Genomic DNA, 15,403 nt, shown 5'->3' with positions numbered 1-15,403 from the left:
AATTAATTTTTAAAGCCAGAATTTATTGCCTTGGTAAAACATCAGTAATTTTTCTTTGGTCTGACACTTCAATCGGGAGAGCAAAAGATCCAAGTCTGCCTGTCCAAGTTTTTGTTTTACTGTTAATAAATTGATGATATCAATAAGTCCTTCGTCATACTTTTGTAAAGCTACTTTATAGGCAACCTGTGCAGAAGAACAAACTTTTTCTCCCTGGATAATTTCTACCCTTAAAGCTTTCCACTCTCTTAAATCGTTACCTACTATACGTTTAGTTTCAGTTCTAATTTTTTGCAGCTGATTTTCTGCTTCCAATTGGTTTATCTTAGCCCGTTGAACATTTAGACGTATAGTATTTTGTTGGAAAATGGGAATGTACATACTGAAACCCACTACTTGATTGAGGTTATTAGTTAGTTGGTCTTGATACGGTATAATATTATTCTCCGAGTCTTTATTGGTTTGTGAATAACCCGTATTCATCGATGCAGTCATCGTAAGTTGTGGAACATAATTGGCTTTCGTAGCTTTTAATTGTTTTTCACTCCCTTTAAGAAGTAGATATTGAGATTGTATTTGTGAAGAAGTAAGTTGAAAACTTGAAAAAAGATCTTCAGTCGTTCCAAAATCATTTAGTTTATTCACAGTGTTAGTAAAGCTCAATTGTAAATCATTTATGCCCCTATCGAAATTCATTTTATTGATAAGGATGGCCTTTGCTTCCATCATGTTATTAAAAGCTTGAATAGACAGTAATCTTTCTTTTTCTAACTGTGCTGTCATTTCTACAACATCGGCCTCAGCTTTTAACCCCACTTCTTTTTGAGTATTGGCTCTATCAACGATTTTTTCAGAAAGCTCTATTTGATCTTTTGTGATTTCCCATAATTCGAAGTAGTATTCTACATCATAAAATGCTTGCATCACTTCAAAGACTAATTGCTCTTGTGCATCCTGTAACTGATAATGAGAAGCTTGTTGTCGATACTTTTGAAATTGTAATTCGTTCTTCAATTTGAAGCCTTGAAAAACAGTAAAGTTCATATTGAGGTTGCCAAAAATATTGAAGAACTGATTGTTGATATATCCATTAGTATTAGGATCAATAGATCTCCCTGCATTGAAATTTCCATTAACGTTACCACTAAAACTGGGAGTGAATTTCCATTTTGCTTCTTTGACATCTACCCCACTTTGTTTTACCAACAATTCTTTTTGAATAATATCTAGGTTATTCTCTAAAGCATAATTGATACATTCATTCAATTGCCAACTTTTCTGTGCAACTACAGATGTTGATACTGATAACATTACTATGTAATAAATCCACTTTTTCATGTTTTATTCTTAATGTGATACTACTAACCATAGAAAAAGTGAACTATTTTATTTAAATAATTGATTGTTAGTTGTTTATATGTTTTTAATGTAAAGAGAGTGTAAAATTTTTATACACCTATTTGTAAAAATATTTTACGGTTATAGTTCGTTTATCATACCTACTTTATCCGTTGATATTAGTTTTTTACTTCTCAATTTGGACTACAGAATTAATTAAAAAATGATTTCCTATTTGGAATATTAATTTATTTACACCACTTTTACAGTGCACTATATAACTAGTGCACTTAATAACAACTATAAATAATATGGTGTCAATTAATTCTCTTCAATTTAGTTACTCTAGTAAAGCGACTATCATCGACCAACTTAATTTAGATCTGGATACAGGTAAAATTGTTGGTTTGTTAGGAAAAAATGGTGCTGGTAAAAGTACCTTTTTTAAACTTCTAAGTGGTCTATTAGAACCCAATAAAGGAAGTATTGATGTTTTAAGTGAAATCCCATTTAAAAGAAAGCCTTCCTTCCTATCGAAACTATTTTTAGTTCCGGAAGAATTTGAACTTCCTCCTATCTCGATTAAAAACTTCGTTGAAAGCACATCTGTATTTTATCCTAGGTTTGATAAAGGCTTAATGGCTGAACTGCTGAGCAAGTTTGAACTTAACGATGAGCTAAATCTTAAAGGGTTGTCTTATGGTCAGAAGAAAAAAGTAATTATTGCCTTCTCATTGGCCACAAAAGCCGAGTTAATTCTAATGGATGAACCGACTAATGGATTAGATATACCTTCTAAAGCGATTTTTAGAAAAATTATGGCAGGTCATTTTGAAGAAGATCAACTGATAATGATTTCCACACATCAGGTAAAAGATATCGATACAATTATCGATCACTTGATAGTATTGGATAAAGGTGGAGTAATCTATAACGAATCTATTTTTGATTTAACTCAAAAGTACGATTTCCTTAAAGTTCCTCAGATCAAAGTCGCAGAAACCTTATATGCGGAACAAGTGCTTGGAGGGTATAAAACAATCGCTCCAAAACAAGACCAAGAAGATACTCAAGTAGATCTTGAACTTTTCTTTAATGCTTTAATGAACGACTTCACAAAATTTATCTAGAATGAATAATTTATTTGATTTTCAGCGTTTCGGGAAATATGTTTCTTTGGAACTTATTTATAATAAGCAGTTATTTTATTATGGTTTAGGTGCTATCATATCTATGATAATTGTGGGCTTATATAGTATCCGGGCTTTAAATGAATCTCCAATTACGGAAGGAGATCTAACTGCACTACTTATTTTCATTTACGTTGTATTAGGAACTGTGATTATTAATCGTGCTTTTGCAGCTTTTAGGTCTCAGAAGAGGTTAATTACTTTCTTAACTTTTCCTGTATCACAATTCGAAAAATTTCTTTTTGAATACTTATCTACAGTTTTAATAGGTGTATTTGTATTGCCTTTAGTAATACTTTTTGCCTATATGACCGAAGGAGAATTGCATAAAATAATCAATCCGGGTATTGGGTACACAGGATTAGATATTGTTACGAACATCACTAAAGAAATTTTTATTGGAAGTGAGCATGAGGTATATATCAAAAAGCTTTTAGCAACGATAGTATGTTTGATTCCATTTAGTATCATGAATTTAATATTCACTGGTAACTCAGTTTTTACAAAATGGCCTTTGATAAAATCGGTACTTTTTGTGGCAGCATTTTTAACTTTTCATGGTTTTCTGGTGTATACCATCTTTGAAAAAATGGGAGTTGGTGAATATATCACAAATGAGAATCCTCTATTCTTCTTTTCAACATCTGAAGCTGCTTTACTATTTGTTATTTTCTATATACTAGTGGCTAATGCTGTGATTGTATATAGTAGTTATTTGAAGTTGACGGAAAAAGAGTTGTAAGATGGAATTTAAAAACACAAAAAGCATTTTTACTCAAATTGGGGATGATGTAAAAGATAAAATAATGGATGGCGAGTATGTTGAAGAAGGGAAAATTCCTTCTACAAGAGAGTTGGCAGGTATTGTTGGAGTAAACCCCAATACTACGATTAAGGCGTATGCAGTACTGCAACAAGAAGGCATCATTTATACTCAGAGAGGTAAAGGATACTTTGTAAGCCAAGGAGCAAAAGACACTATAGTGAACAGTAGAAAATCAGAATTTCTTACTGAGGTTTTACCAGAAACTGTAGACCATGCTCATAAATTGGGAATCACATTCAACGAACTAAAAGACTATCTAAAAGATTTATACCATGAAGAAAAGTAATATATTATTGATCTCTATATTTAGTAGTATTACTCTATTTATTATTTCAGGAGCTATTTTCTCAGTTGCAAAAGGAAAACCTGAACCGAATAAAAATAACCTAACAATGAGTACTCCACCCTACTCACATGTTCAATTGATGGAAGCAAATTACGATGTAAATGTGAAATCAGGAGATAAATTTGAACTGGTTGTTTGGCTAAATAAAGGAGAAGAAAAGTTAGCGTTACCTTTCGAAACACAGGGAGATACTTTAATCCTATCTACGATTCCTGAGGCATTGACATCGAAAATACGTTATGTAGAAATGAAGTTTCCATCTCAAGATATGGACTTTGCTTTAAAAACATCATCAGTAACTTTTAATGAATACTTAGGTAAATCGTTAAAGCTTCAATTAGATGACTCTGAAGCAAATATTTATTCAGAAAATATGGAACATATTTCAAAAGTGGATGTGGTTTGTAAAAATCAATCAAGCTTCTATTCTTTATCTGGTATAGATCATTTAAAATTGGAGATTAGCAATTCTGACTTTACTAATTACGGTAGTGTAAAGGTGTTGGAAGGATTAGCAAAAGATAGTGCTGAAGTGATTATCAGTAGTCCTGGAGTAACTGATTTTAAAAAAGATGCTAGCTCTATCGTAAGATATGATTACTAGTTTGTAGTTATACTTCTAGTCAGAAACCCTATCCATTTATTATATAATAAGTGATAGGGTTTCTTTTGTTATATGCACTTATATCAGATGTGTAAAAATTTTTTACACTTATACTTTACATTCAATGATATCTCGTTTAATTTGAAATTATCCATTTAATCCAACCTAAATAACTCCATGAAAAACGTAAATCAAGAAAATAAAGAGATCTGGAATACAAACGCAGATAAGTGGGACAAAGCCATGGGAGAGTTCGGTAACGATTGGCATTTACAACTGATTGCACCAGAAACAGAAAGACTTTTGAGTTTATCGGAAGGACAGTTTTTATTGGATGCTGGTTGCGGAAACGGTATTTTCTCTAGAAGAATGGCCAATAAAGGAGTAAAAGTAACTGCATTTGACTTTTCAGAGACTAACATAACATTATCTAAAAAATACAATAATGATCATATCGATTATCAAGTTCTTGATATGACTTCTGAAGCTGATTTGATGCAGTTACTCCAAAAAAAGTATGATGGAATTGTTTCTAATATGGTCTTTATGGATGTTCCTGAGGTAGAGACCTTTTTCTCTAAAATCAATGCTTTGATGAAGGATGATGGGCACTTTGTCTTTTCTATTCAGCATCCATGTTTCAATTCTGAATTTATGGAAATCACTGATCAAGATGATATTCTGATGAAAGGATATATCGATGTGAGTACATCAAAAGGAAAAGCAGTTTCTGAACAAAAAGAAGAGCAATTTTACTTTCATCGTCCGATCAGTTATTATATCAATCTTGGTGCAAAAAATGGATTGGTAGTAGATGCCTGTATCGAACCCACATTTGAAAAAGAGAAAGGTGGTCCATTTGCTAAGTTCCCTCCAATCATTATCATCAGCATGAGAAAACTAATATCTAAATGAGTAACATTCTAATTATTGATGATAACCTAGCGGTTCATTCAACGCTAGAAATTATACTGGAACCACATTTTGATAACATCACTTGTCTAGCCGACCCTTTAAAAATAATGGGAACTTTGATTACAGACACCTATCATATAGTGCTTTTAGATATGAACTTTTCTCCTGGATTAAATACAGGTAGAGAAGGAATTCGTTGGTTGAAGAAAATTAAAGAGACATATCCTCAAATCTCCGTAGTAATGATGACGGCTTATGGTCATGTAGAATTAGCCGTCGATGCGTTAAAACTTGGGGCAACAGACTTTATTCTAAAACCATGGGACAATAGAAAGTTGTTAGCTACTTTGAAATCGGCACTTCAGCTGAGCATTTCTAAAAATGAGGTTAAACAGTTGAAAGAAAAAGCAGAAGCTTTAAAATCGACAGAAGTATTTCCGGATATCATTGGGGAATCTCAAAGTATCAAAAACATGATGTCACTGATTGAAAAAGTAGCTAAAACAGACACCAATATTTTAATTACTGGAGAGAATGGAACAGGAAAAGAATTGGTAGCAAAAGCAGTACATCATTTATCCAAAAGACACAAAGAAAGTTTAGTGGAAGTAGATATGGGAGCCGTTTCTGAGACCCTCTTTGAAAGTGAATTGTTCGGCCATGTGAAAGGAGCATTTACGGATGCACATCAGGACAGAATAGGAAAATTTGAGTTAGCTAATAAGGGAAGCTTATTTTTGGATGAGATTGGTAATTTATCGTTCTCCTTACAGGCAAAATTATTGGCTGCATTACAAAACCGTCAAATAACTAAAGTTGGAGGAAATAAAGTGATTCCAATAGATATTCGTTTGATATCGGCAACCAATAAGAACTTATTCAAGATGGTTGAAGATGAAGAATTCAGACAGGATTTATTATACAGAATTAATACGATTCAAATTGAAGTTCCCCCACTAAGAGATAGAGAGGATGATGTGATTGTTTTAGCTAATCATTTCAAAGACCTTTTGGCAAAGAAATATGAAAAAGGAACACTTCGTTTTACAGACAAGTCTATTGATAAATTGAAAGCTTATCATTGGCCAGGAAATGTCAGAGAATTACAGCATACTATCGAAAGGGCAGTAATTCTTTCTGATGCTGATAAAATAAGTGATGACCTTCTAGTAACCACGGCAGTGGACAATACTTCTGTACAAACACTTAATATGGTAAAAATGGAAGAAGTACTTATTAAAAAGGCTTTACAGAAGCATCCTAAAAATATAAGTGCAGCAGCAGAAGAGTTAGGAATTACTAGACAAACTCTCTACAATAAAATGAAGAAGCTGAATATCGATTAATTTACTATTTGTTGATAACTTATTTCTATGAAAACATCCCGTTACCTACTGCTTGGATTTAGTGGATTACTCCTTATTCTATTAGGAGGACTGATGGTACACTACCAAAATACTATTTCATTGTTGATAACTTTCGGAATTTTGGCAGGGCTTGTACTCACTTATCAACTTACAACTATCAAAAAAATAATTGATAAAGGGTTGTTGATGGTTGAAGCGATAGGCAATGAGGATTTAGGTTTTTTACATGCTCATAACTTTAAGTTGTTTGATGAACATTACCAACATCGACTTCAAAAGCTGTATCATTCATTTTCTAAGATAAAAAAAGAGAGTTTAAAGCAAGAAAAGTATTTATCATGGTTGGTCGAAAACCAGGATGTTGGTATCTGTACATATAATGAAGAAGGGCATGTGATACATGTGAATACTTCATTTAAAGAAAAGGTAAAGTTATCAACACTCACACATATTCAGCAGCTTTTTAATAAGTCAATTGTGAATAAGTCGGTTGTTGAAAAAGCATTAATAGAGAATAGTTATCAACTACCAGATACCAACATGGTATTGAAAATAAAGAAGCTGAAAAGAGAAAATCAACTTATTCACTTACTCACATTGCAAGACTTATCAACAGAGTTAGATGAAAAGGAAAATACAGCTTATAATAAGTTGATAAGAGTACTGACTCATGAAATTATGAATGGAATGACACCTATTATCTCATTGACTGATAGCTTATTAATATCATTCACTAAGGAAGGAGGAGAAGCTGTTGATAAAGAGAATGTATCAGAGAAAATGTTGGTAACTAACGCGAAAAGCCTAAAAATCATTTATCAACAAGCACAACATCTAATGAACTTTACAGAAACGTATCGTTCAATTACAAAGTTACCAACACCTAAAATAGAAACTATTCATGTTGATAAGTTCCTTACTCAACAACTGGCGTCTTTTCAAAATAGACTTCATCAACAACAAGTACAGACTAATATCATAAATGTTGATAAGTCAGAAATAGTAGCTTCTTTTGATACTAATTTAATAGGGCAATGTGTGAATAACATAATAAAAAATGCACTAGATGCTATGGAAAATGTTAGTAACCCAAAACTTCAAATTACATTTCAAAAGAAAGATCAATTAATTATTCACATTACAAATAATGGCCCTATGATTCCTGAAGAAGAGCTAAAACATATCTTTGTTCCTTTCTTTACCACTAAAACTTCAGGAGATGGAATAGGCTTAAGTTTAAGTAAGCAGATCATAAGAGTACATCATGGCAGTTTAAATGTGATATCAACAGAAGAGAAAACAGAATTTATCCTCAAACTTTAAAGACAAAAAATCCTCTCCAATTATTTATATAACTAGAGAGGATACACTATTTGCAAGTTGAGAAGATCGTTTAAAAGGCTAATCCAGCAGTAAGTTGAATGACATTACTTGGATAAAATTGATCACTTTTGCTTACTGTATTGGTTAAACCTAGATTATACCTTAAATCAAAAGCGATATTATTAATATCTACTCCCATACCAAATGCAAGACCGAATCTGATTTTACTTATCTGATCAGAGATCGTCTCACTAGTATTACCAGATTTAATTTTAGCGTTAGCAAGAAATCCGAACTGAGGACCTGCATTAAAGTTTAAACCAGTTCCTTGGCCATTCGCGTATAATTTAAACAATACCGGAATATTGATATAATTATAATTTACTTGAGTACCAGAATTATCATCAAACTGGGCTCCTTCTGAGGAGTAAACCAATTCGGGTTGAATAACTAAATTCTCAGTTCCTTTGATTTGAGCAAATAACCCAATTACTAATCCAGTTTTTGTTTTAACTCCAGTGGCATCACCAGCAATAGTGCTAAAGTTTGCTCCAATTTTTACACCTACTTTAGTGTTGTCTTCTTCTTGAGCGTATGAAGAAATGCTCGTCAAAAAAATGAAAGTGAAGAGCGTTAATATTACTTTGAAGTATTTCATTTGTAGTCTTAAAAAGTTTGCTAAAAAAATTATTATAGATTCTTGTAAATAGTGCTTTAGTAGGATAAATGTAATTGATTTTATTAGATTTTTCTTGTGGTCTACTAACTTATATTTTCTCCAAAAAATATTTCTTCTGTATTTACTTATTTGCTAAAACTTGCAGAATGATAGTATGTGTTGTGTTTTATAGCAAAATGGTTAGCTCTAATCAATCAATTTATTTGTGTTCATATTTCATTTTCTTCTTGGTAAGAATTGTATTATCAAAAGTAATTTAACCAATAAGCCTCCCCTCATTATTTGTCTAAATTGATCTTATAGCATTATTCTAGGCTTTCGTCAAAGTGTTTAGAATGTAGCACTTCTTATTCGAAAATAAGTACGGTAGCCCTAGATCAAATACCGACAAAGTATGAAACATATTATTACATTTTTTTTACTGTTTACTACAGTATTTTTTAATAGTTTATTGGCACAAAACCCACAAGAACTTTGGGCTAATTTTGATCCTGACGCAGGAGACTTCAAAGAAGAAATCATTGATGAAAATACCGTTGGAGGTATTTATGAGAAAAAATCTTATATCAGTGCTTACTTTAAAGGTAAGGAGATTCGTATCTACTGTGAGTTTAAGAAAAAGGTAGATGTCACCAATGCTCCTGCATTATTAGATGTGCATGGTTGGATGTCTCGCCCAAATCCAGATAATAGTTTTGTTGAAGACGGGTGGGCTGTATTAGCACACGATTATTGTGGTAAAAAGAAGGAAAATAATTCAGAAGAATTAAGAGCAAACTATACAAAGTATCCTGAAGGTTTAGAATATGGTAATATGGAACCTGAATATGGATACGCTAATCGTAAGTCGAAGGATAAAGAAGGAAATCAGCTTTCTGATCCTACTGAAACAGATGATTATTTATGGTATGTTCTTCAGAGAAGAGCGTTAAGTTATTTGTTAGCTCAAGAGGGGGTTGATAATACTCGAGTAGGTGCAAAAGGATATTCTTATGGCGGTACTACGATGTGGAATCTTGGTATGGATGAAAGAGTTGATGCAATAGTTGCCTATTTTGGTGTTGGCTTTTTAGAATATTACAGAACTCGAAGTGTTTTCTTATACAACAATCCGTATGTAGAACCTGAAATGACGTCGGGTGAAGAAATGTATGTGGCTAACATTGCTCCACAGGCACATGCTCCATACATCAAAGCAGCTTCATTATGGTTAAATGGCTCAAATGATCATCATGGTGGACATGAAAGAGGGGAAACAATTTTCCATAACTTTCAACCAGATGTTCCTTGGAATTTTGCAATTCAACCTAAAGCTTTCCATTCCACAAGTGAGCTAGGTGATGATGCTAAAATATGGTTAGAAAAACATGTGTTAGGAACAGACCATTACTTTCCATCTCGACCAACATCAAATATTTCTTTAAACGATGAAGGTATTCCTTTCTACACACTTACTCCTGCCGATCCTGAAAAAGTAGAAAAAGTAGAGATTTTATATGCACTGAAAGACCCTAACAATAATTCAAGAAATTGGAAGGATACGGAGGCTATTCGTATCGGAAATCAATGGACAGCAACTTTACCTGTGTCAAACATTGATGATTATGTTTTTGCATTTTCAAAGATAGACTATGAAGGTAATGTAGTGATATCTGGTGATTTTGAAGCTGAAATTCCTGCTGACCTTGGTGACGCTCTAGCTACTTTGGAACCGGAACCAGTGGACCCTTTAAAGTGGGAAAATGCAGGAGGGGCAATTCAAGTACCTGGTGGAGTTGAGGCTTTTTATCCGGTAGAAAATAAAGCTATCTCCAATGATATTTATGCCGAATCGTTTTATAAAGCACCAAAGAATTCATCTTTTTCAATTCAATACTATGGTACACAACCACAAAAACTTTTTGTGAGAGTAAATGGAAAGTACACAGTAAATGTTGAAACAGGTGCTCATAATGATAATATACAAGAGATCATTATTCCTGCATCAGGTTTAAGAAATATCAATAATGCTTTTGATCTAATGGGGTCATGGTCGGAAGCTGATTTTATAGAAATTGGTCCCCAAGACGGACAAGACATCACAAAAGTGGCTTTCACCGGAATGATGTGGGTAAAGAATAACGAAGGAGAAGATTTTCAACCGATATACCACTTTGATGGTACTGAAAATAGAATCATCGCTCAAGAACTGAATGTGACTACTGAGTTAGTAGCCAACCCTTTTGAAAATGCTACAATAGGTGATGCTCAAGTAACAAAAGTGACAAGACAGGCAGGTGAAAATGCATCTATTTTATTACCATTAGAAGGAGAAATATTTATAGGTGATCAGCCTAAAATTAAAGTTTTAGTTAACCAAAATTCAGGTCAGTTACCTTCAAATAATGAGCTGATACTCACTTTACGAAATGAATCTACAGGTGTTATCGTCTCTAAGACATTACCTATCGAACAACAAGGTCAATGGGTAGAATATGTATTTGATTTTGAAAATGAAATAAATAGTGATGATTCTTCTACTGCTAATAGAGTATATAGTGAAATTTCACTAAACTTTGGAACAGACACTGATAATGTGAACGATGTTGTTTATCATGTCTTCAATTTAGTAGGTCCAAAAGTAGATTTCGAAGGAACAAATACACGTTTGAAAGAGATCATTGTGAATGAGAAGAATATTAAGGATTTTGATCCTACTTATTCTAAAATAACTATTGATTTACCTTACGGAACGAAAACAGTACCATCAGTAATGGTGATAACTGAGGATAATGAAGCGACCTATGAAGTCATCGATGCAGCAAATATTTATGAGGAAACGGTTGTAAGAGTAACAGCTAAAAATGGTTATACTCAGAAAGACTATAAAGTGCGTTTTAATGTACCGGGTAGAGATATTTATAATTTTAATGATGTAGTTGATGGCATAACCGAAAATGATGAAATAAAACTTCGTTTGGTAACTACTGAGGTTACGGTTGTCGATAATCCTTTCCCTGATGATATGGTAGGTAAAGGTGTACAAGTGGGCAAAGTATTTAGAAAACCAGGTAATGGCGGAACTGTAGAATTTATGTTCAAAAAAGGTAACTGGAAGCCTGGAGAAGATAAATTATTCAGAATAAAAGTTTATCAAGAGTCTGGACAAGAAGCCTACCCTACTTACAATAGAATGCAATTCTATGCCGATGGAGAAGTAAATGGTAAAGGCCATCGCGGTACAGTAAAAGAGATTGAAAAGCAAGACAAATGGGTAGAGTATGTATTTGATCTATCCAATATAAATCAAGAGTTTCCCGAGGATGGAGAGTATAGTAAAATAACAGTTTACTTTGGTGGTGATGCACTAGATCCAGGTACTGATTTTTACTTTACAGGGTTAGAAGGGCCTAATATGAACTACAAAGATGACGCTACTTTGAATTCAATTAGTGTAGGTGGAAAATTATTAGAAAACTTCACTCCAAATCAATTAGAGTATACAATAGAATTGCCTTTTGGTACTACTGGTCAATTACCTACCATTGAAGCTGAGACAACAAATAGAGAAGCAAGTGTTGATATTTCATCAATTACTGACTTTACTGAAGAGCAAACAATTACAGTAACAGCAGTTAATGGATCTACTCGTATATATAAGATCAATTACATAGAAGAAGTATTGAGTACAAACGCTTTGTTATCAGAATTAACTTTAGATAATGCGTTAATCTCAAACTTTGATGCTGACCAATTGGAGTATACTTATGAATTACCTTATGGATCAACGAGTTCTGATATTCCTGTAATTGGTGTAATCACAGCAGATGAGAAAGCTACTTTTGTATTAAATGACGCTTCTTCTTTACCAGGTGAAGCAACGATTACAGTTACGGCTCAGGATGATACTTATGAAAAAGTATATAAAATAATGTTTACTGTTGCACCTAATACAGATGCTTCATTGTCTGATTTAACATATAATGAGGTAAGCGTTTCAGAGTTTTCATCAAGTACTTTTAATTACTCTATTGAATTACCATATGGAACATCAGAATATCCTAATGTAGTTGGAGAAGTGAATGATCAAAATGCAATAGTTTCTACAACTTATGATGAATCTTTTCCAGGAAATGCAATAGTGAATGTTGTAGCAGAAGATGGTGAGACGACATTGAATTATGTTGTAACATTTACTGTAGCTTCAAATACAGATGCAACACTCACTGGGTTAAGTTATGATGATATAATGATCGAAAACTTCTCTTCGAATACTTTCGAGTATGATGTTTTACTAGCTCATGATTATGAAGAATTACCATCTGTGAAAGCTACATTGTCTGATGAGAATGCAACGGTATCTATTTTAGATATATTAGAATTACCAGGAAGTGCAACAGTTACAGTCACAGCAGAAGATGGTGAAACAATGTTAGTATATACCATTAACTTTAATCAAGAGGAAGCACCTTACATTCCGAATAATGACGCTACATTATCAACATTACGTTATGATAATGTTGAGGTGTTAGGTTTCTCTTCTTCAACCTTTGAATATGATATCACCTTACCTTATAATTACGAAGGTGTACCGACATTAGAAGGGTTATCAGTAGACGAGAATGCGATTGTGGTGATTTCAGATGTGGAAGAATTGCCAGGAAGTGCTACAGTGACAGTCACTGCAGAAGATGGTCTAACAGTTTTAGAGTATACAGTAAACTTTACAAAAGAAGAGCAACCACTTTCTGCTATTGATAGCCTATCAACTTTAAATGTCTATAAATCCTCTCCAAATACATTAACTGTAAGTTCAGAAAGTATTTTGACAGGTAAAATGTTAGTCATTTTTGATCTCAATGGTAAAAAGGTTGGTGAACATCAATTGATAGGTCATCAACAACAAATTAAAATATCAACTAGAGGATTAATGATTATACATATTTATGACAACAACGAGTCGTCTGTGCATAAAGTCATTTTCTAGATAAGTAATATTTCTGTACTTAATAAATAAGGATGAAGAGTGATTGAACAGTTACTTTTCATCCTTTTTTAATTACCCTAATTAGAATGAAATGTTTGATTAACCTCTTCTTGTACTTCTTCTATACTCATTTTCTTTAAACATTCGCAAGGCTTATCCCCTACGCATTTAATACAACTAGCATCAGGAGTAATTACTTTTCTAATGTCATTATGTAGATAGAAAGTTTCTGCAGAGGAGGAAACAACTAATACATCTTTTCCCATTGCATAAGCAAAATGGGCAATATCTGTATTGTATGTTATGAGAAGGTTTGATTTTCCAATAAGAGCCAATCCCTCTTCTAAGTCTTCAATTTCAGTGTAGTCTTTTACACTCGGAGCTCTGAATAATTCTGGAGATGTAAACTTTAGAGCTTTTCCTTCATCTTCGAATCCTCCAATGATATAGTTATGTTCATACTTTGGCAGAGTATCAATGAGTTCAAAATATCTAATACCTGGCCATGCTCTGTGTGCATTTTCTCTGTAGGGATAGAAAAGAAGGTTGTTCAAGTCTTTTTTAATGACTCCTCGGAATGTTTGAACTGGTACGTCGATGATATCTTTTGATGTAAAACATTGATCCATTGTTATTTCTAATGGAGAAAGTAAAAGGTAGTAAGCTTCTATAAGGCTAGAAACATTATCAGTGTTAATCACATCCGTTAGTCTTCGATTGTATCTCCATGATGTTTTACCTCCAATTCTTAATGGAATCTTTAAATCTCTAATCATTTTACAGATATCATTATTTTCTGATAGAAGAATAACGGCACCAGTCTCATCAAAAGTAGATTCATTGACATTATCGAAAGTAGTAAAAGATTGAATTAGAGGAATATATTCCACTATAGAAGACTGTTCCTGTGATCCAATCCAGTGAATTTCAGTATTTTCTGAGTATTTTTTGATAATAGGAAGCAATTGGATACCAATACTGAAATCTCTCAAAAAAGAGTTCCCACTTATAACAATTTTCTTTAATCCTTGTACTCTCATAACATTATATACCCCTTAGAGCTCCAAAATTCGCATTTAATGTTGCGCAATCACTATATTAGATTACCTAATTAAAGCGTGATTACTTATTCCTGTATAAACCTTTATTTTTAATCCTTAAAATCCAATAAAGAGTTACAAAGGTAATTCTTTTCAACTAACGTATTATTATGAGTGACGCTACTAAAAAATCATTGTCTACTGAAGAACGCATGCAGGTGTTTAATCGAGAATTTGCACCTCACACCGATTCCATGTACAGTTTTGCTTATCGATTAACAGGAGATGACGAAGATGCCAAAGATTTGGTACAAGATACCTACATGAAGTCGTACAGGTTCATAGATTCTTTTGAAGAAGGGACCAATGCCAAAGCTTGGCTGTTTAGAATTCTAAAAAATAGTTTCATTAATGAGTATAGAAGAAAAAGCAAAGAACCATCAAAAATTGATTACCAAGAAGTAGAAACCATATACAATGGTGAAAAAAATGACCCAGCCATGATATCTGGTATCCGATTAGAGAATACGAAATACAAAATCGGAGATGAAGTAACAGGGGCATTAAATGCACTTGCTGTCGATTTTAGAATTGTTATCATATTGTGTGATTTAGAGGGTTTTACCTATGAAGAGATGTCAAAAATCCTTGATATACCTATTGGAACTGTGCGTAGTAGGCTCCATAGAGCAAGAAATTTACTGAAGGAAAAGCTAGAAACTTATGCAAAAAAGATGGGTTATTCTCAAAAGAAAGCAAACTAAATGAGAAATAGCCGTTTAAGTCACTATCTTTGTGACCTTAAACAA

At 33.0% G+C, this 15,403-nt stretch carries 12 protein-coding genes; 9 read left to right on the top strand and 3 right to left on the bottom strand.

Features of this window, described 5'->3' with window-relative positions; all coding sequences use genetic code 11:
- Window positions 1-9: 9 nt before the first annotated feature.
- Entirely contained in the window at window positions 10-1,338 is a 1,329-nt protein-coding gene (locus QL232_RS24580; protein WP_281616162.1) for a TolC family protein, read from the bottom strand.
- Window positions 1,339-1,649: 311 nt separating this feature from the next.
- On the opposite strand from QL232_RS24580, the gene QL232_RS24575 reads away from it, so the two are divergent.
- The 7 genes from QL232_RS24575 (at window position 1,650) to QL232_RS24545 (ending at window position 7,909) form a co-directional block, all read left to right on the top strand.
- Window positions 1,650-2,468 (top strand): ABC transporter ATP-binding protein, encoded by an 819-nt coding sequence (locus QL232_RS24575; RefSeq protein ID WP_281616161.1) that lies wholly within the window; start codon window positions 1,650-1,652, stop codon window positions 2,466-2,468.
- 1 nt (window position 2,469) lies between these two features.
- Window positions 2,470-3,270 carry a hypothetical protein gene (locus QL232_RS24570; protein ID WP_281616160.1) on the top strand — a complete coding sequence of 267 codons (801 nt, stop codon included), beginning with the start codon at window positions 2,470-2,472 and terminating at the stop codon, window positions 3,268-3,270.
- A gap of 1 nt (window position 3,271) precedes the next feature.
- Window positions 3,272-3,640: a GntR family transcriptional regulator gene (locus QL232_RS24565; RefSeq protein ID WP_281616159.1), complete on the top strand. Its 369-nt coding sequence runs from the start codon at window positions 3,272-3,274 to the stop codon at window positions 3,638-3,640.
- Window positions 3,627-4,304 (top strand): hypothetical protein, encoded by a 678-nt coding sequence (locus QL232_RS24560; protein ID WP_281616158.1) that lies wholly within the window; start codon window positions 3,627-3,629, stop codon window positions 4,302-4,304. Before QL232_RS24565 ends, QL232_RS24560 begins: the two co-directional genes overlap by 14 nt.
- A 177-nt stretch (window positions 4,305-4,481) precedes the next feature.
- On the top strand, window positions 4,482-5,219 hold the full coding sequence (locus QL232_RS24555) for a class I SAM-dependent methyltransferase (RefSeq protein ID WP_281616157.1): 738 nt from the start codon (window positions 4,482-4,484) through the stop codon (window positions 5,217-5,219).
- A complete protein-coding gene (locus QL232_RS24550; protein ID WP_281616156.1) occupies window positions 5,216-6,565 on the top strand; it encodes a sigma-54 dependent transcriptional regulator in 1,350 nt (449 codons plus the stop codon). Before QL232_RS24555 ends, QL232_RS24550 begins: the two co-directional genes overlap by 4 nt.
- 27 nt (window positions 6,566-6,592) lie before the next feature.
- Window positions 6,593-7,909, top strand: a complete 1,317-nt coding sequence (locus QL232_RS24545; RefSeq protein ID WP_281616155.1) for a HAMP domain-containing sensor histidine kinase — start codon at window positions 6,593-6,595, stop codon at window positions 7,907-7,909.
- Between the two features lie 70 nt (window positions 7,910-7,979).
- Here QL232_RS24545 and QL232_RS24540 read toward each other — a convergent pair whose 3' ends face one another.
- A complete protein-coding gene (locus QL232_RS24540; protein WP_168883534.1) occupies window positions 7,980-8,567 on the bottom strand; it encodes a porin family protein in 588 nt (195 codons plus the stop codon).
- A gap of 415 nt (window positions 8,568-8,982) precedes the next feature.
- On the opposite strand from QL232_RS24540, the gene QL232_RS24535 reads away from it, so the two are divergent.
- Entirely contained in the window at window positions 8,983-13,554 is a 4,572-nt protein-coding gene (locus tag QL232_RS24535) for a prolyl oligopeptidase family serine peptidase (protein WP_281616154.1), read from the top strand.
- A gap of 77 nt (window positions 13,555-13,631) precedes the next feature.
- Here the strand turns inward: QL232_RS24535 and QL232_RS24530 are convergent, their stop codons facing one another.
- Window positions 13,632-14,594, bottom strand: a complete 963-nt coding sequence (locus tag QL232_RS24530; RefSeq protein WP_281616153.1) for a hypothetical protein — start codon at window positions 14,592-14,594, stop codon at window positions 13,632-13,634.
- 170 nt (window positions 14,595-14,764) lie between these two features.
- Here QL232_RS24530 and QL232_RS24525 point away from each other — a divergent pair, with 170 nt between their 5' ends.
- Window positions 14,765-15,358: a sigma-70 family RNA polymerase sigma factor gene (locus tag QL232_RS24525; protein WP_168883537.1), complete on the top strand. Its 594-nt coding sequence runs from the start codon at window positions 14,765-14,767 to the stop codon at window positions 15,356-15,358.
- Window positions 15,359-15,403: the final 45 nt, after the last annotated feature.

Origin of the sequence: Flammeovirga sp. SubArs3, from assembly GCF_947387565.1 — a bacterium.
Lineage (GTDB): Bacteria > Bacteroidota > Bacteroidia > Cytophagales > Flammeovirgaceae > Flammeovirga > Flammeovirga agarivorans.
Note: the sequence above shows the minus strand (reverse complement) of the source record. Positions and strands in the feature narration are given on the sequence as shown.

What these genes read in the sequence shown, in the direction of transcription:
- QL232_RS24580 (WP_281616162.1), bottom strand. Translation starts at nt 1,338, where the DNA reads ATGAAAAAGTGGATTTATTACATAGTAATGTTATCAGTATCAACATCT.
- QL232_RS24575 (WP_281616161.1), top strand. Translation starts at nt 1,650, where the DNA reads ATGGTGTCAATTAATTCTCTTCAATTTAGTTACTCTAGTAAAGCGACT.
- QL232_RS24570 (WP_281616160.1), top strand. Translation starts at nt 2,470, where the DNA reads ATGAATAATTTATTTGATTTTCAGCGTTTCGGGAAATATGTTTCTTTG.
- QL232_RS24565 (WP_281616159.1), top strand. Translation starts at nt 3,272, where the DNA reads ATGGAATTTAAAAACACAAAAAGCATTTTTACTCAAATTGGGGATGAT.
- QL232_RS24560 (WP_281616158.1), top strand. Translation starts at nt 3,627, where the DNA reads ATGAAGAAAAGTAATATATTATTGATCTCTATATTTAGTAGTATTACT.
- QL232_RS24555 (WP_281616157.1), top strand. Translation starts at nt 4,482, where the DNA reads ATGAAAAACGTAAATCAAGAAAATAAAGAGATCTGGAATACAAACGCA.
- QL232_RS24550 (WP_281616156.1), top strand. Translation starts at nt 5,216, where the DNA reads ATGAGTAACATTCTAATTATTGATGATAACCTAGCGGTTCATTCAACG.
- QL232_RS24545 (WP_281616155.1), top strand. Translation starts at nt 6,593, where the DNA reads ATGAAAACATCCCGTTACCTACTGCTTGGATTTAGTGGATTACTCCTT.
- QL232_RS24540 (WP_168883534.1), bottom strand. Translation starts at nt 8,567, where the DNA reads ATGAAATACTTCAAAGTAATATTAACGCTCTTCACTTTCATTTTTTTG.
- QL232_RS24535 (WP_281616154.1), top strand. Translation starts at nt 8,983, where the DNA reads ATGAAACATATTATTACATTTTTTTTACTGTTTACTACAGTATTTTTT.
- QL232_RS24530 (WP_281616153.1), bottom strand. Translation starts at nt 14,594, where the DNA reads ATGAGAGTACAAGGATTAAAGAAAATTGTTATAAGTGGGAACTCTTTT.
- QL232_RS24525 (WP_168883537.1), top strand. Translation starts at nt 14,765, where the DNA reads ATGAGTGACGCTACTAAAAAATCATTGTCTACTGAAGAACGCATGCAG.